Origin of the sequence: Corynebacterium testudinoris, from assembly GCF_001021045.1 — a bacterium.
GTDB lineage: Bacteria > Actinomycetota > Actinomycetes > Mycobacteriales > Mycobacteriaceae > Corynebacterium > Corynebacterium testudinoris.
Map to the genome: position 1 here is coordinate 682869 of NZ_CP011545.1, position 17352 is coordinate 700220.

10 protein-coding genes and 3 rRNA genes are annotated in these 17352 nt (G+C 59.3%); 7 read left to right on the forward strand and 6 right to left on the reverse strand.

Translation table 11 applies throughout. The features are described from left to right. Positions 1 to 39: 39 nt before the first annotated feature. Together nhaA and CTEST_RS03380 are read right to left on the reverse strand one after the other, a co-directional pair. On the reverse strand, positions 40 to 1875 hold the full coding sequence (nhaA, locus tag CTEST_RS03375; protein ID WP_047252545.1) for a Na+/H+ antiporter NhaA: 1836 nt from the start codon (positions 1873 to 1875) through the stop codon (positions 40 to 42). 92 nt (positions 1876 to 1967) lie between these two features. Then, positions 1968 to 2894 carry a Dyp-type peroxidase gene (locus CTEST_RS03380; RefSeq protein ID WP_047252546.1) on the reverse strand — a complete coding sequence of 309 codons (927 nt, stop codon included), beginning with the start codon at positions 2892 to 2894 and terminating at the stop codon, positions 1968 to 1970. Between the two features lie 292 nt (positions 2895 to 3186). Between CTEST_RS03380 and CTEST_RS03385 the strand changes: the two genes are divergently transcribed. The 7 genes from CTEST_RS03385 (at position 3187) to rrf (ending at position 13154) form a co-directional block, all read left to right on the forward strand. Further along, positions 3187 to 4188: a siderophore ABC transporter substrate-binding protein gene (locus CTEST_RS03385; protein WP_047252547.1), complete on the forward strand. Its 1002-nt coding sequence runs from the start codon at positions 3187 to 3189 to the stop codon at positions 4186 to 4188. 35 nt (positions 4189 to 4223) lie between these two features. After that, the gene (locus CTEST_RS03390; RefSeq protein ID WP_047252548.1) at positions 4224 to 5213 is read left to right on the forward strand and encodes an ABC transporter permease; all 990 of its coding nucleotides are present in this window, start codon (positions 4224 to 4226) and stop codon (positions 5211 to 5213) included. Between the two features lie 46 nt (positions 5214 to 5259). Further along, a complete protein-coding gene (locus CTEST_RS03395) occupies positions 5260 to 6372 on the forward strand; it encodes an iron chelate uptake ABC transporter family permease subunit (RefSeq protein WP_376701808.1) in 1113 nt (370 codons plus the stop codon). Continuing rightward, positions 6369 to 7124 carry an iron ABC transporter ATP-binding protein gene (locus CTEST_RS03400; RefSeq protein WP_047252550.1) on the forward strand — a complete coding sequence of 252 codons (756 nt, stop codon included), beginning with the start codon at positions 6369 to 6371 and terminating at the stop codon, positions 7122 to 7124. The genes CTEST_RS03395 and CTEST_RS03400 overlap by 4 nt, the downstream gene beginning before the upstream one ends. Before the next feature lie 625 nt (positions 7125 to 7749). Further along, positions 7750 to 9279: ribosomal RNA gene (locus CTEST_RS03405) — 16S ribosomal RNA — on the forward strand. Between the two features lie 465 nt (positions 9280 to 9744). Then, positions 9745 to 12842 (forward strand): 23S ribosomal RNA (locus CTEST_RS03410). A gap of 194 nt (positions 12843 to 13036) precedes the next feature. Beyond that, positions 13037 to 13154 (forward strand): 5S ribosomal RNA (gene rrf, locus CTEST_RS03415). Together the 16S, 23S and 5S rRNA genes form the textbook arrangement of a ribosomal RNA operon. 101 nt (positions 13155 to 13255) lie before the next feature. Here rrf and CTEST_RS03420 read toward each other — a convergent pair. The 4 genes from CTEST_RS03420 to CTEST_RS03435 all read right to left on the reverse strand — a co-directional run bounded on the left by CTEST_RS03420 (position 13256) and on the right by CTEST_RS03435 (position 17343). Continuing rightward, positions 13256 to 13783, reverse strand: coding sequence for a tetratricopeptide repeat protein (locus CTEST_RS03420; protein ID WP_201774817.1), 528 nt, complete (start codon positions 13781 to 13783; stop codon positions 13256 to 13258). An 85-nt stretch (positions 13784 to 13868) separates the two neighbouring features. After that, positions 13869 to 15035, reverse strand: a complete 1167-nt coding sequence (locus CTEST_RS03425; RefSeq protein ID WP_047252551.1) for a pyridoxal phosphate-dependent aminotransferase — start codon at positions 15033 to 15035, stop codon at positions 13869 to 13871. Continuing rightward, a complete protein-coding gene (locus CTEST_RS03430; RefSeq protein ID WP_047252552.1) occupies positions 15032 to 15682 on the reverse strand; it encodes a DUF3239 domain-containing protein in 651 nt (216 codons plus the stop codon). The genes CTEST_RS03425 and CTEST_RS03430 overlap by 4 nt, the downstream gene beginning before the upstream one ends. Before the next feature lie 11 nt (positions 15683 to 15693). Then, positions 15694 to 17343 carry a DNA repair helicase XPB gene (locus CTEST_RS03435; RefSeq protein WP_047254187.1) on the reverse strand — a complete coding sequence of 550 codons (1650 nt, stop codon included), beginning with the start codon at positions 17341 to 17343 and terminating at the stop codon, positions 15694 to 15696. Positions 17344 to 17352 lie beyond the last annotated feature (9 nt).

A 17352-nucleotide genomic window follows, 5' to 3' on the forward strand; every position in this document is an offset into this window, starting at 1 on the left:
CAACAAAGGGCATTCCCCGCGGGGAATGCCCTTTAGTGATTAGGAGCGGCGACGGCTGGGGGTTTCTTGCTCGAGTGCCATCTGCTCCTCCATGGCGGCGATGATGGTGCGCGCGTCATGGGAGCCAAGGTGGCGGGAGCCATTGAGGAAGAACGTCGGGGTGCCGCGAGCACCCGACTCGAAGGCGCTGACCTCGTCGGAGCGGACATGCTCGGCGACATCCTCGCAGTCCACATCGGCCCAGAACTGCTCCATGTCCAGGCCTAGGTCTTCGGCAAAGCTCTGATACTTCTCGTCATTGAGGTCATTCTGGTTTTCAAAGAGCAACCGGTGCATCTTCCAGAATTTGCCCTGACGTGACGCAGCCTCGGCGACACAAGCAGCACGATAAGCATGCGAGTGGCGGTCTTCGATGGGCAAGTGCCGAACGACGAATTGAACGCGGTCCCCGAAGTGGTCGAGGAGATCCATGCCCATGCCGGTGGTGCTGGCGCAGAAGGGGCATTCGTAGTCCATGTACTCGACGACGGTGAACCGCGACGGAGCTCCGTAGGTGTGGTCGCGCTCCTGGTCAATCGGTGGGGTGAGCGTCACGGGGAGATCGGCGGACGTTTCACCCAGCTTGACGCGGGCAAACTTGAAGATCGCCCAACCCAGCGCCCAGGCGAGGACCATGGACAGCAAGACACCGACGGTGGCGGAGTCGACCTGGACGGGATCAGTAAACGCCAGACCGATGACCAGCAGGGAGACGGTAAATCCGATGCCGGACAGGGCCGCTCCACCCATGACCGATCCGGGGCCCACCCCATCGGGGAGGGTGCCCAAGCCCATGCGGATGGCCACCCACGTGCCCAGGGAAATGCCGATGAGCTTGCCCAAGACGAGACCAGCGACGATGCCCCACGTGATGGGAGAGGTCATCGCGGTGCTGAGGGTATCCCCGCCGAGGTTGACGCCCGCATTGGCCAGGGCGAAGATCGGGACGATCACCATTGAGGACGTGCCGCGGAGTGCGATGTGCAGCCTCTCGTTGACCGAAATGGAGCGGGACAATCCCAAGGAGGCATTCCGCGCCACGCCTGCGTCCGGCGACTGCCAGTAGTCCCGGAACAGCTCGCCGGCACTTTCCACCGTTCCGCGGTGGGTGGCGTAGGCCGGGACGAGCAGACCAGCCACCATTCCGGCGAGCGAGGGGTGGATGCCCGACTCGATCGTGGCCAGCCACAACACCACGACGACAGCGACGTAGGGAGCACTGCGCCACTGACCGGTCCGGCCCAAGAGATACAAAGCAACCAGACACAGAAGCGCGACTGCGAGGGGCATGAGCTTGACGTCATCGGTGTAGAAAATGCCGATGATCGACACCGCGAGGAAATCATCCACCACGGTGAGGGTGAGCAAAAATACCCGCAGCTGGTTCGACATCCGGGGACCGACCAACGCCAGTGCGCCCAAGAGGAAGGCGGTATCCGTGCCGACCACGGCACCCCAGCCCGCGGGATTCTCCCGACCGGCGACGACGAGGTAAATCACCGCGGGGATGGCGACACCAAAGGTGCCGGCGATGAGGGGGACGAGTGCTTTGCGCCTGTCCCGGAGGGAGCCAACCGCTAGCTCTTGGCGGACCTCCAGACCAACCACAAAGAAGAAGATGACCATGAGGCCGTCATTGACCCAGTGGTGCAGGCTGAGATCCAAGGAGAATTCACCCAGGGAAATTCCCATGTGTGTTTCCCACAGCTCAGTGTAAAAGGGGGACCAGGGGGAGTTTGCCCACACCAACGCCACAATGGTGACGGCGACGAGGAGGAGCGCACTGCCCGATTCGGTGCGTAATCGTTGGACGATTCCCAAGGAAGGTAGTTGCATGTGTGATTCTCTCGGGGGAGAGACAACAACGGATCAACGCCGATGCGGCCCGTCGTGTCTAACGGTTGGGACTAGTCCATACTACCCAGCACTTAAGAATCGCAGTCCTCGAGGAAGTCGACCGTCGGGATGAAGAAGAGCGTCCCGGTGGCGGCGGTAGAGAAGTCGAGGATGCGATCGTAGTTGCCGGGAGGGGAGCCGATGAACATGTTATCGAGCATTTTCTCGGTGATAGCAGGATCTTTGGCGTAGCCAATGAAGTAGGTGCCAAACTCCTCGGCGGTGACTTCGCCGAAGATCATGTTCTCGCGAACGATCTGGAGGTCATTGCCGTCATCATCGGTGATGGTGTTGGCGGCGACATGGGAGTTGCTGGGTTTGATGTCATCGGGCAGTTCGATGTCATCGAGCTTGGTGCGGCCAATGACCTTTTCCTGCTCTTCGACGGTCTCGCGGTTCCACGAGCTGAGGTCGTGGAAGTACTTCTGCACGATGAGGTAGGAACCTCCGGCGAAGTCCGGGTCGGAGGAATCGACGGTCACAGCATCGATGGCGGCGAGGCCTTCTGGGTTTTCGGTTCCGTCCACGAATCCGAGGAGATCGCGCTCGTCGAAGTACTTGAAAGTGTGGGTTTCGTCTTCGACGGTGACATAGCCGTCGAGGCGGGCCATGAACTGGCGGGCGAGCTCGAAACACAGGTCGAAGCGCTGGGCGCGGATGTGGAAGATAAGGTCGCCCGGGGTGGAGGGGGCCTGATGGATCGCGCCCTCGACGGCCCGGAAGGGGTGGAGGTTGGCGGGACGGGGTCCGTCGAAAAGCTTGTCCCATGCATCGGAACCGATGCCGACGACCGCCGTGAGGCGGTCTTCCTTCGCGCGGAAGGCGACGGAGCGGATGAGACCGGGGACGTCGGCAAGCAGACTACGGACGGTATCTTCGGAGCCCTCCTTGAGACTGAGCACGAGGAGGACGGCCGCGCTGGCGGGTGGGACGACGATGGGTTGGGATGTGGTGGTCATAGAGGCACTCCTGGGGACGGTAACTTGTGCTTCCACAATAGGTCGCGCAAGTGGTCTCGCGGGGGCAAATTCGACCGGGGTAGAAAATTCCGCCCACTCGGGTCTTCCTGGGGGGAAATGCCCGCTCTGCCAGTTGTTTTTCAGAAAACGGGGTAGGCGGCCGAGGGGGGAAGTTAAATAAGGCTTTGCTTACTAAGGGTGTCCTTGTATAGTTTCCTGCGAACGTTATCCGAGTTCATTGTGACCTATCCTCCGGGGCTCAACACCCCGCCAAATTCATGTTAAGGACATCATGGCCAAGATTCGTTACTCGCTCGTCGCAGCCGTCACCGCCGCGAGCCTCGTGCTGACCGCCTGCGGAAACGGGGAATCCTCCTCCAGCAACGAGACCACCGCAGCCAACGGCACCACCACCATCACGGTGGAAGACAACTTCGGCACCGAAGAGATCGCTCAGCCGATCGAGCGCGTCGCCATCACCGACAACCGCTCCTTCGAGATCCTCGACGAATGGGGCATCGTCCCCGTCGCCGTCCCGAAGTCCCTCGTGCCCGCCACCGTGCCAGACTACAAGGACAACGCCGACATCGTTGACCTGGGCAACCACCGCGAGCCGAACTTGGAAGCACTCGCCGCAGCACAGCCCGACCTCGTCGTCAACGGCCAGCGCTTCACGCAGTACCGCGAGGACATCGTCAAGCTCGTCCCCGAAGCAGCCGTCGTTGACTTCTCCCCCCGCGACGACAAGCCGCTGGACGAAGAACTCAAGCGCCAGGCCACCGAGCTGGGTGTGATCTTTGACAAGGAAGCCGAAGCTGACAAGCTCGTCGCTGACTTCGACGCCGCCCTCGAGCGCGCCAAGGCCGCCTACGACCCCACCAAGAAGGTCATGGCAGTCAACGTCTCCGGTGGCACCATCGGTTTCATCGCACCGGGCATCGGCCGCACCTACGGACCGATCTTCGACCTGCTCAACCTCACCCCGGCCCTCGAGGTCGATGATGCATCCCAGAACCACCAGGGCGACGACATCTCCGTCGAGGCCATCGCTGCCGCCAACCCCGACTGGATCCTCGTCCTCGACCGTGACGGTGGCACCAGCTCCCGCAACGAGCCCGGCTACATCGCAGCCACCGACGTCATCGAAGGTTCCGAGCCGCTGAAGAACGTCGTCGCCATCCAGGAAGGCAACGTTGTCTACGCTCCGCAGGACACCTACACCAACGAAAACATCATCACCTACACCGAGATCCTGAATGACATCGCTGATGCCTTCGAGGCTCAGAACAACTAGGACTGTCAGCTCGACCACAGTAGGGTAAGAAATTCATGACGACAGCGAAAGCGGCGAACAGCCGGGACGCCCGCACGAGGAAAAAACTCTTCGATTGGAAGCTACTCCTCGGATTGGCGGTAGTCCTCGGATTGCTCGCCGCTTCGTTGTCGGTAGGTGAATACGACATTCTCTCCACCAGTGATGGCTGGGACATGTTCGCCACCACTCGCATTCCCCGGACTATTGCGCTGGTGCTCTCTGGCGCCGCGATGGCTATGTCCGGCCTGGTGATGCAGCTGCTTACGCAGAACCGCTTCGTTGAACCCACCACGACCGGCACGACCGAGTGGGCCGGGCTTGGTCTGTTGGCCGTTACCTATTTCGTGCCCGCTGCGTCCCTGCTGGACCGGATGTTCGGCGCGGTGTTTTTCGCGTTCATCGGCACCATGGTCTTTTTCCTCTTCCTGCGCCGCGTGTCCCTGCGCTCCAGTCTCATCGTGCCGATCATCGGCATCATGCTCGGCGCGGTCGTGAGCTCGATTTCCACGTTCTTCGCCCTGCAGACAAACCTGCTGCAATCACTGGGCGTGTGGTTCGCGGGCTCCTTCACTGACATCTTCCGCGGCCAATACGAAGCGCTGTGGATCGTGGTGATCGTCGTTGTCGCAGTCTTCATCTTCGCCGATCGCCTCACCGTGGCCGGCATGGGTGAAGAGGTAGCCACCAACGTGGGCCTCAATTACAACCGGATGCTGCTCATTGGCACCGGCCTCATTGCGGTGGCGACGGGCGTGGTCACCGTCGTCGTGGGCAACTTGCCATTCCTGGGCCTCATCGTCCCCAATATCGTCTCGATGTTCCGCGGCGACGATCTGCGCTCCAACCTTCCGTGGGTGGCATTGCTCGGTATTGGCATTGTCACCGTGTGCGACCTCATTGGCCGCACGATCATCGCCCCCTTCGAGATCCCGGTCTCCGTTATTCTCGGCATTATCGGCGCCGTTGTCTTCGTCTTCCTGATTGTGAGGCAGCGCCGTGGATAAGAAACGCTACGTAGAAGACATGGTGGAGCGGCCCGATTCCGCGGGTGTGGAGAATTTCTTGGGCGATGAAACGGCCGAGGCTGCCCGCCAGGAACAACTCGAAGAGAACTGGCCACCGCACGCTCCTTCCGCGCAGCAGGCTCCTTCGCCGCAGCACGGCCGCACGGCCGGTACCTTCCAGTCCCGCGCTGCGGCGCGTAAGTACTGGATCATTCTCACGGCCGTCTACGGCTTCGGCCTGCTCTTCGCTTTCGGGCTGTTGGCGTGGGGAAACCCGATGCCCTTCGGTAGTGACACCTTCTGGCTGATCGCGCAGCGGCGTGCCGACGCCGTCATCGCCATGATCATCGTCGCCGTCTGCCAGGCGGTGGCCACCGTGGCGTTCCAAACCGTGACCAACAACCGCATCATCACGCCGTCGATCATGGGTTTCGAATCGCTGTATACCGCGATCCATACCTCTACTATCTACTTCTTCGGCGCCGCGGGCCTCATCCAGGCGCGCAACCTCACGACCTTCCTCTTGCAGCTCGTCCTCATGGTGGGGCTCTCGCTCATTCTCTATTCGTGGCTGCTGACGGGGAAGCACTCCAACATGCACGCCATGTTGCTCGTGGGCATCGTCATTGGTGGCGGCTTGGGCTCCGTTTCCACGTTCATGCAGCGCATGCTCACGCCTTCGGACTTCGACGTCCTCACCGCTCGCCTTTTCGGTTCGGTGAACAACGCCGATGCGTCGTACTATCCCATCGCGATTTCGCTGGTGGCGGGCGCCACGTTCCTCATGTACCTCAATTCCCGCAAACTCAATATCATTGCGCTCGGCCGCGACACCTCAACCAACTTGGGGCTGCAATATAAAGGCCTCGCGATTTACACGCTGATTTTGGTGTCGGTCCTCATGGCGGTGTCCACGGCGCTTGTTGGCCCGATGACTTTCCTCGGTTTCCTCGTGGCCACGCTGGCCTACCAATTTGCCGATACTTATGATCACCGTTTCCTGTTCCCGATGGCAGCGGGCCTGGCATTCTTGGTCCTCACCGGGGCATACTTCATCATGAATCACGTCTTCTATGCGCAGGGCGTGGTCTCCATCATCATTGAGCTGATCGGCGGCTCGGTGTTCCTGTACGTCATCCTCAGAAAGGGCCGGCTGTGATTACGCTGAACAACGTCCGCAAGGAGTACAACAGTGAGGTCTCCATTGGTCCGGTGAATTTGGAGATCCCGGCCGGCGGAATCACGGCCCTCGTTGGGCCTAATGGTGCTGGTAAGTCGACGTTGTTGACCATGATTGGTCGCCTCCTTGCCCTCGATGATGGTGATATCAAGGTGGCGCAGTACGACGTGTCCACCACTAAGTCGAAGGATTTGGCCAAGATCATCTCGATCCTGCGCCAGGAGAATCACTTCATCACCAAGTTGACGGTCCGCCAGCTCGTCGGTTTTGGCCGTTTTCCCTACTCGGGTGGGCGGCTGACCAAGGAGGATGAGGCGATTATTTCGCGCTACATCGACTTCCTCCACCTCACTGATTTGGAGAATCGCTACCTCGACCAGCTGTCCGGCGGTCAGCGCCAGCGCGCGTATGTGGCGATGGTCCTGTGCCAGGAAACTGATTATGTGCTTCTTGATGAGCCGCTCAACAACCTCGACATCGCTCACTCTGTGGAGATGATGCGTCATCTTCATCAGGCCGCTCGCGAGCTCGGCCGCACCATCATCGTTGTCTTGCACGACATCAACTTCGCCGCCCAGTACGCCGATTACATCTGCGCGGTGAAGGGTGGGGAGATCGTGGAGTTCGGCCCGTCTGCCGAGATCATGTGCGATGAGGTCCTCACGGGCATCTTCAACACCCCGGTTCAGGTCATTGAAGGTCCCAACGGTCCGATCGCTACGTACCACTAACAAGCTGCTTATCGACGCCCGCCGGTCCCGACGTTTACACGTCGTGACCGGCGGATTTGTCTTATCGGGACAGATCTTCGTATAGTATTCAACGTTGCCAACGAGCAGCCGAGAGGTTGCAAGGCGGCAGACAGAAAATGAACTTCATAGCCCGGATTTGACAGTGTCAGTCCGCTAGCGTAAGTTCAAACAAGTCGCTCCGAGCGGGTCGCAAGGCCGCAGCAGAGGGTGTACGGATGTTGTGTGAGAACTCAATAGTGTGCCAATGTACTTTTGTTTGTGATGATGATTGTGCTGTTGGCCAGCTGTACCTGCCGGCGTGTTGTTGGTGGGTGTGGTTGGTGTGTGCCGGGTGGTACCTTTTTTTGGATCGGGTGCCACGGTAAATAACGCGCCATGTGCATGACTCTTGCTTTTGTGGTGGGGGTGTGTGGGTGGTGAGTGTGTCCGGTGCGTGCAGTGATGTGAATCGTTGTCGTATATTTTTTAAGCCTGCCCCTGTTTTTTGCCCCGTCGGGTGTGGGGGTGGGTGTGAGCAGTTGATGATTTTTTGTAAAAATCGTTGGTTGTTTGTTTTTTGGTTGGGAATTTGGGCTCTGCCTGGAATTGTTTCTTCTGAAATTTTTTTATGGAGAGTTTGATCCTGGCTCAGGACGAACGCTGGCGGCGTGCTTAACACATGCAAGTCGAACGGAAAGGCCCTGCTTGCAGGGTACTCGAGTGGCGAACGGGTGAGTAACACGTGGGTGATCTGCCTCGTACTTCGGGATAAGCTTGGGAAACTGGGTCTAATACCGGATATAACCTTCCTTTAGTGTGGGGGGTGGAAAGTTTTGTCGGTACGAGATGAGCCCGCGGCCTATCAGCTTGTTGGTGGGGTAATGGCCTACCAAGGCGTCGACGGGTAGCCGGCCTGAGAGGGTGGACGGCCACATTGGGACTGAGATACGGCCCAGACTCCTACGGGAGGCAGCAGTGGGGAATATTGCACAATGGGCGCAAGCCTGATGCAGCGACGCCGCGTGGGGGATGACGGCCTTCGGGTTGTAAACCTCTTTCGCTAGGGACGAAGCCATTCTTTGGGGGTGGTGACGGTACCTGGATAAGAAGCACCGGCTAACTACGTGCCAGCAGCCGCGGTAATACGTAGGGTGCGAGCGTTGTCCGGAATTACTGGGCGTAAAGAGCTCGTAGGTGGTTTGTCGCGTCGTCTGTGAAATTCCGGGGCTTAACTCCGGGCGTGCAGGCGATACGGGCAATACTTGAGTGCTGTAGGGGAGACTGGAATTCCTGGTGTAGCGGTGAAATGCGCAGATATCAGGAGGAACACCAATGGCGAAGGCAGGTCTCTGGGCAGTAACTGACGCTGAGGAGCGAAAGCATGGGTAGCGAACAGGATTAGATACCCTGGTAGTCCATGCCGTAAACGGTGGGCGCTAGGTGTAGGGGTCTTCCACGACTTCTGTGCCGTAGCTAACGCATTAAGCGCCCCGCCTGGGGAGTACGGCCGCAAGGCTAAAACTCAAAGGAATTGACGGGGGCCCGCACAAGCGGCGGAGCATGTGGATTAATTCGATGCAACGCGAAGAACCTTACCTGGGCTTGACATATACGAGATCGCCGCAGAGATGTGGTTTCCCTTGTGGTTCGTATACAGGTGGTGCATGGTTGTCGTCAGCTCGTGTCGTGAGATGTTGGGTTAAGTCCCGCAACGAGCGCAACCCTTGTCTTATGTTGCCAGCACGTTATGGTGGGGACTCATGAGAGACTGCCGGGGTCAACTCGGAGGAAGGTGGGGATGACGTCAAATCATCATGCCCCTTATGTCCAGGGCTTCACACATGCTACAATGGTCGGTACAACGCGTTGCCAGCCCGTAAGGGTGCGCTAATCGCTGAAAGCCGGCCTCAGTTCGGATTGGGGTCTGCAACTCGACCCCATGAAGTCGGAGTCGCTAGTAATCGCAGATCAGCAACGCTGCGGTGAATACGTTCCCGGGCCTTGTACACACCGCCCGTCACGTCATGAAAGTTGGTAACACCCGAAGCCAGTGGCCCAACCCTTGTGGGGGGAGCTGTCGAAGGTGGGATCGGCGATTGGGACGAAGTCGTAACAAGGTAGCCGTACCGGAAGGTGCGGCTGGATCACCTCCTTTCTAAGGAGCTTAAGTATTTTTTTCCCGCGCACTGGTTGGTGTGGGTGATGGTCACAGTTGTGGTTGTTGCTTGACACCTGGTTGTGGTGTGTGGGGTGGTGGTTGGTGGTCACGAGTGTTGACCCGCTGCCGTTTTATTAATCGGGTGGATCGCATGCCACGTGTGGTTGATGGTGTGGTTGTTGTCGCAAGCGTTGAAGGTTTTTGTGCATTGGCATGCTGTTGGGTGTCTGGGACAACATTGTTGTTTCGACTGTGATCATCCATGTTGTTTACTTCCCTTGTGCCTCTTTTGTGGGGTGGGTGGTGGATGGGTGGGTGGTGTGTTGTGTGAGAACTGTATAGTGGACGCGAGCATCTTTATTTTTTGTTGTGCTGTGAGTCTATGGGCTTATAGTGTTGTGTTTTTTATGCTCCGCATGCTGCGTGCTTGCCTTTTTGGGGTGGGTGTGTGGTGTGTGGGGTGTGTGTTTGTGTAAGGGCGCATGGTGGATGCCTTGGCATGCTGAGCCGATGAAGGACGTGTGAGTCTGCGTTAAGCCTCGGGGAGTTGACAACTAAGCGTTGATCCGAGGATGTCCGAATGGGGAAACCCGGCCATCGTTATGGGTGGTCACCTCACGATGAATTCATAGTCGTGGTGGAGGTTGACGCGGGGAAGTGAAACATCTCAGTACCCGCAGGAGAGGAAAATAAATAATGATTCCGCTAGTAGTGGCGAGCGAACGTGGATGAGGCTAAACCGTGTGTGTGTGATACCTGACAGGGGTTGCGCATGCGGTGTTGTGGGATGCATCTTGGTGGGGCTGTCACCTCATCGCGCATTACCTCAAGTTGAGCGGGAGTGGTCTGGGATGGCCTACCGGAGTGGGTGAGAGTCCCGTACGTTAATAGCTTGTGGTGTGTGTTGGTGTTTTTCCCGAGTAGCAGCGGGCTCGTGAAATCTGCTGTGAATCTGCCGGGACCACCCGGTAAGCCTAAATACTCAGTGTGACCGATAGCGGATAGTACCGTGAGGGAATGGTGAAAAGTACCCCGGGAGGGGAGTGAAATAGTACCTGAAACCATGTGCTTACAATCCGTCAGAGCACCTCTTGTGTGTGATGGCGTGCCTTTTGAAGAATGAGCCTGCGAGTCAGCGGCATGTCGCGAGGTTAACCCGTGTGGGGTAGTCGTAGCGAAAGCGAATCCTAACGAGGGTGTTGTTAGTGGCATGTCCTGGACCCGAAGCGGAGTGATCTACCCATGGCCAGTGTGAAGCAGAGGTAAGACTTTGTGGAGGCGCGAACCCACTTAGGTTGAAAACTGAGGGGATGAGTTGTGGGTAGGGGTGAAAGGCCAATCAAACTCCGTGATAGCTGGTTCTCCCCGAAATGCATTTAGGTGCAGCGTTGTGTGTTGCTTGCTGGAGGTAGAGCTACTGGTTGGTTGAGCGGGACGACAATCTTAGCAATGTCAGCCAAACTCCGAATGCCAGTTAAGTTGAGCATGGCAGTGAGACTGTGGGGGATAAGCTTCATAGTCGAGAGGGAAACAGCCCAGATCGCCGGCTAAGGCCCCTAAGCGTGTACTAAGTGGAAAAGGATGTGGGATCGCGAAGACAGCCAGGAGGTTGGCTTAGAAGCAGCCATCCTTGAAAGAGTGCGTAATAGCTCACTGGTCGAGTGGTTCTGCGCCGACAATGTAGTGGGGCTCAAGTACACCGCCGAAGCCGCGGCAACAACCCATCCTTTGGGGTGGGTGTTGGGTAGGGGAGCGTCGTGCACTGCTGTGAAGCGTTACCGTGAGGGGGCGTGGAGTGTGTGCGAGTGAGAATGCAGGCATGAGTAACGATTGATGAGTGAGAATCTCATCCGCCGGATGACTAAGGGTTCCTGGGTCAAGTTCGTCTTCCCAGGGTGAGTCGGGACCTAAGGCGAGGCCGACAGGCGTAGTCGATGGACAACCAGTTGATATTCTGGTACCCGTGTATGTGCGCCCATGTGTGAATCAGTGATACTAACCACCCGCGATCATCATTGGACTGCAGTTTTGCTGTGGTTGGTGGTGGGAGTGCGTGGGGCCTGATCTGGTAGTAGCCAAGTGATGGGGTGACGCAGTGGGGTAGCCGCGCCACTTATTGGATTGTGGTGTAAGCGTGTGGCACGAGGGGAGTGGTAAATCCGCCCCTCATTGTGTGTGAGGCGTGATGCGTAGCCCTTTGTGGGTGAATGTGGTGATCCCGTACTGTCGAGAAAAGCCTCTAGCGATGTATGTATATGGCCCGTACCCTAAACCGACACAGGTAGTCAGGTAGAGAATACTAAGGCGTTCGGGTGAACTGTGGTTAAGGAACTCGGCAAAATGCCCCCGTAACTTCGGGAGAAGGGGGGCCACTGTTGGTGATAGAACATTTCGTTTTTGAGCTGGTGGTGGTCGCAGAGAATAGAGGGAAGCGACTGTTTATTAAAAACACAGGTCCGTGCGAAAACGTTGAAGTTGAGGTATACGGACTGACGCCTGCCCGGTGCTGGAAGGTTAAGAGGACCTGTTAGATCTCCCTTGTGGGGGTCGAAGCGGAGAATTTAAGCCCCAGTAAACGGCGGTGGTAACTATAACCATCCTAAGGTAGCGAAATTCCTTGTCGGGTAAGTTCCGACCTGCACGAATGGCGTAACGACTTCCCTGCTGTCTCAACCACAGGCCCGGTGAAATTGCAGTACGAGTAAAGATGCTCGTTACGCGCGGCAGGACGAAAAGACCCCGGGACCTTCACTATAGCTTGGTATTGGTGTTCGGTTCGGTTTGTGTAGGATAGGTGGGAGACTGTGATCATGTGACGCTAGTTGTGTGTGAGTCGTTGTTGAAATACCACTCTGATCGGATTGGATACCTGAACCTTGGCCCATGATCTGGGTTGGGGACAGTGCCTGGTGGGTAGTTTAACTGGGGCGGTTGCCTCCCAAAATGTAACGGAGGCGCCCAAAGGTTCCCTCAGCCTGGTTGGTAATCAGGTGGTGAGTGTAAGTGCACAAGGGAGCTTGACTGTGAGAGTGACAACTCGAGCAGGGACGAAAGTCGGGACTAGTGATCCGGCACCTACTTGTGGAAGTGGTGTCGCTCAACGGATAAAAGGTACCCCGGGGATAACAGGCTGATCTTCCCCAAGAGTCCATATCGACGGGATGGTTTGGCACCTCGATGTCGGCTCGTCGCATCCTGGGGCTGGAGTAGGTCCCAAGGGTTGGGCTGTTCGCCCATTAAAGCGGCACGCGAGCTGGGTTTAGAACGTCGTGAGACAGTTCGGTCTCTATCCGCCGCGCGCGTAGAAACTTGTGGAAGGCTGTCCCTAGTACGAGAGGACCGGGACGGACGTACCTCTAGTGTGCCAGTTGTTCCGCCAGGGGCAGGGCTGGTTGGCTACGTACGGAAGGGATAACCGCTGAAAGCATCTAAGCGGGAAGCCTGTTTCGAGATGAGGTTTCGTGTGAGGTCCCCTGTAGATGACGGGGTTGATAGGCCAGATCTGGAAGCATTGTAAGGTGTGGAGGTGACTGGTACTAATAGACCAACAAAACACACACACATTTGACTGCTGTGGTGGTTGGTGGGTGTTTTTTACGCAACGTAACAAAAAAATAAGATCACATGGTCACTCCCTTGTTGGGGTGGTTGGTGGTTCGCGTCCATTATGCAGTGTCTGACACAGCACACCCGTGTCACAGAACGAAACAGTCCATCATCTTGTGTGGGTGGTGGGTGTTGTTCTGGTGGGTGTGTCGGTGGTTGATGGCAGCAGGGAAACGCCCGGTCCCTTTCCGAACCCGGAAGCTAAGCCTGGTTGCGCTGATGGTACTGCACCTGGGAGGGTGTGGGAGAGTAGGTTACCGCCGACACTAAAAACTTAACATTTTGTTTGATGTGTGTAGGCCTTGTTCATCTGGCCCCCTTTGGTGGGGGTTGGGTGGGCAGGGCCTACACGCGATTCCAGGGAGTGTCATCCGTGAAGCTTCGGTGGCTCCATCGCGTACTTCTCGACGGCCCGGGAGTAGAGCGGAAGAGTGCGGGCCAGGGCCCGGAGGGCGACGCGGAGAGCCTCGTCAGTGCGGCCGGCATCCCGCAGGGCCAGGGCTAGGAAAGCTTGCGCTGCATCACCGGTTATGTCGTCACTCGGATGGTTTTCCAGGAGTGCGATAGCGCCATTGGCGTCGCCAATGTTGCGCAATGAGCTCGCGAGCTGGATGACAGCTTGAGGGCGTCTCGGTCCGGCTAGGCCGTTCTCGAGCGCCGCCTGGTAGAGCGGCACAGCCTCGCGTTCGCTGCCAAGAAAATCGTGGATCGAAGCCCATTCGTAGAGGGCATCTGGATCATCAGCGGGGCGTTCGTCGACGAGGGCGCGCATGCTGCGCATCATCTCCTCGGGGCGGGACTCGTCCGCTGCGGCCCAGAAGGCAGTAATTCTGTCGTCCCACTCATCAGTCATGCCCTCAAGGATGCCATGGGTGCTGGGGCGTGAAATCACCATGTGGAAAGGGCTCCTTTCACCGGCACTAGAGCGGGTGAAAGGAGCCCTTTCGACAGCGTGAGATCACGCGAAACGAGTGAGAAGGTCAGGCGCCTAACTGGGTAATCCTGCGGGCGGCTTCGGCCAAGGTTGCTGGCTGTTTGCAGAACGCGAAACGGACCTTCGTGCGCCACGGTTCGGGGTCGTCGCAGAAGACCTGGACCGGGATGGCGGCCACGCCGATCTGCTGGGGGAGGGCGGTGCAGAATTCAACGCCATCGCTAAAGCCCAGGGGAGCGATGTCAACCACGGTGAAGTAGGTTCCGGCGGTGGAGGAGACGGGGAAGCCGGCGGTGCGGAGGGCATCGCCAAGCAAATCCCGGTTGGACTGCAGGCCGCTCACCATGTCCTCAAGCCAGGCGGATTCGTGGTCCAGGGCGTAGTGCACGGCCGGTTGGAACGGGGTGGGGCCGACGTAGGTCATGAATTGCTTGGCTTTGAGGACGGCGTCGAGAAGCGGGGCGGGGGCGAGGGCCCAGCCGATTTTCCAGCCGGTGACGTTGTAGCTCTTCGCGGCGGAGGAGACGGTGATGGTGCGGGACCACATGCCCGGCAGAGCGGCGAGGGCGGTGTGCGTGGTGTCATCGAAGACGAGGTTTTCGTAGACCTCATCGGACAGCACGAGGAGGTCGTTCTCCACGCAGACAGCGGACAGCTCGGTCAAGACCTCCCGGGAGAATACCGACCCGGTGGGGTTGTGCGGGGAGTTGATAATGACCATGGCGGTTCGCGGGGTGATCGCGGCGCGAACGGCGTCGACGTCGACGGTCCAGGTATCACCGGCGGACACCAGGGGGACGGCTACGCGGGTCGCCCCGGCCAATGCAATGGCGGCGGCGTAGGCGTCGAAGTAGGGCTCGAGGACGATGACCTCGGACCCCGGCTCGACGAGCCCGAGGACGGTAGCGGAGATCGCCTCGGTGGCGCCGACGGTGACCAATACTTCCGCCTCGGGGTGGTAGGTCACCCCGTAGTCGCGCTGGCGCTGCCGGGCGATCGCGGAACGCAATCCCATAAAGCCGCGGCCGGGGCCGTATTGGTTGTTGCCGGAGGAGATCTCCGCGCAGGCGAGTTCGAGCATCGCGGCGGGGCCATCGGAATCCGGGAAGCCCTGGCCGAGGTTAATAGCGTCGTGGGTGACAGCCAGTTCGGTCATCGTGGCGAAGACGGTTTCCCCGAAGGGCTGCAGGCGGGTGACTTCTCTGCCGCTCATGACAGCACCAGGAGGTTGAAGTCGGTGGCTTTGACGTCGCTGAGCCGCTTGCGGGCCTTTTCTAGGCGGTTCCACTGGTCGTCGGGGATGGATTTGCGGGCAATGTCTACCACGTTCGCATCGGGGGTGCCCCAGGCGATGGGCATGGGGGAGATCTCGTCCCAGTGTTCTTGATTGCGGACGGTGCGGCGGCCGGAGACGGCGGCGACGGGCAAGCGGGTTCCTAGCTTGGGGTCCTTGATGCCGTTGATGCGGGTCACGGTGCGCAGTGCGGCACCCCAGCGTGGGGGCAGTGCCGGATCGACGTTGGTGTTGACGAGGGCCATGATGACGAAGTCGCGTTCGTTGACTTCGACGATGATGGCCGGGGCGAGTGGGTATTTGTCGTAGAGGTCCTGGGCGGAGCCGACCTGGCGCGGAACGACGAACACGAGGAAGAAGCAGACGAGGGCGAAGGTGAAGAGGATGATCCCAGCCACGAGGCCCCACGCCTGACCGGCGCCGAACCAGAAGTACACGGCCCCCGCGAGGACCAAGAGAATGAGGCCGAAGACGGCTGCCGAGAGTTGGAGGCGCCGAGAATCTTTGAGCATCTCGTTGTTCTTCTTGGCAAAAGCCTCGTCGACGTCAAACTTAAATACCTTCATGGGCTCTCATCCTAATCGAGGTCGTCGGCGTCAATAATGCGGTAGGCGTAGCCCTGTTCGGCGAGGAAGCGTTGCCGGTGGGCGGCGTATTCGGAGTCGAGGGTGTCCCGGGAGACGACGGAGTAGAAGTGGGCTTCGCCGCCGTCGGCCTTGGGCCGCAACAATCGGCCCAAGCGTTGGGCCTCTTCCTGCCGGGAGCCGAACGTGCCGGAGACCTGGATGGCCACTGCCGCCTCAGGCAGGTCGATGGAGAAGTTAGCCACCTTGCTCACCACTAGTACCGAGATGTCGCCGGAGCGGAAGGCATCGAAAAGTTCCTGGCGGCGTTTGGTGGAGGTGCGGCCTTCGATGAGCGGGGCATCGAAACGCTCGGACAACTCTTCGAGTTGGTCAAGGTAGGCGCCGATGATGAGCGTCGGCTGCCCGGCATGTCGGTGCAAGAGCTTATCGACGACCCGCATCTTCGCCTCCGCGCTCGCCGCCAGGCGGTAGCGGTCCGAGGTCTCGGCCGTGGCATAGGTCATCCGTTCCGCCTCGCTCATCGTCGTCCGCACTTCGACGCATTCAGCGGTGGCGATGAAGCCCTGGGCTTCGATGTCCTTCCACGGGGCGTCATAACGCTTCGGGCCGATGAGGGAGAAAACGTCGCCCTCGCGGCCGTCCTCGCGCACGAGGGTGGCGGTGAGGCCGAGACGGCGGCGGGATTGCAGATCGGAGGTCATGCGGAACACGGGCGCGGGGAGAAGGTGGACCTCGTCGTAGATGATGAGGCCCCAGTCGCGGGAATCAAAAAGCTCCAGCGCCCGGTATTCGCCCTTCGTTTTGCGGGTGACCACCTGATACGTGGCGATGGTCACCGGGCGGATCTCCTTGCGCTCCCCGGAGTATTCGCCGATCTCCTCCGGCGTGAGGGTCGTGCGTCGAAGGAGCTCATCGCGCCATTGGCGGCCGGCGACGGTGTTGGTGACGAGGATGAGCGTGGTCGCCTGGGCGCGCGCCATCGACGCCGCACCCACCATGGTTTTACCCGCGCCACAGGGCAGCACGACGACTCCCGAGCCGCCCTCCCAGAAGGAGTCGGCGGCGTAGCGCTGGTAATCGCGCAGCTCCCACTGCTCATTGGCGGTGGACAAGGCGATGGGGTGGGCCTCGCCATCGACGTAACCGGCACGATCGTCGGCCGGCCACCCGACCTTGAGCAGTTCCTGCTTCAGCCGCCCACGCTCGGACGGGTGCACGGCGATGGTCTCCTCGTCGATGCGCTCGCCGAACATGGGCCGGATCTTTTTGTGCCGTTCCAACTCGGCGAGGATCGCCGGCTCGGCCGATTCCAGGACGAGGCCGTGGGCCGGGTGTTTGTGCAACCGCACGCGACCGTAGCGAGACATCGTCTCAGCGACGTCGATAAGCAGGGCCTGGGGGACAGGGAAGCGCGAGAAACGCTCCAGGACGTCGACCACCTGCTCGGCGTCATGCCCCGCGGCGCGCGCATTCCACAGCGCGAGCGGGGTGATGCGGTAGGTGTGCACGTGCTCGGGGGCGCGTTCGAGCTCAGCGAACGGCGCGAGCGCGGCGCGGGCCTCATCCGCCAGTGGGTGATCAATCTCCAGCAGGACCGTCTTGTCCGATTGCACGATGAGGGGTCCGTCGCCAAAAGCCATGGACGCCAT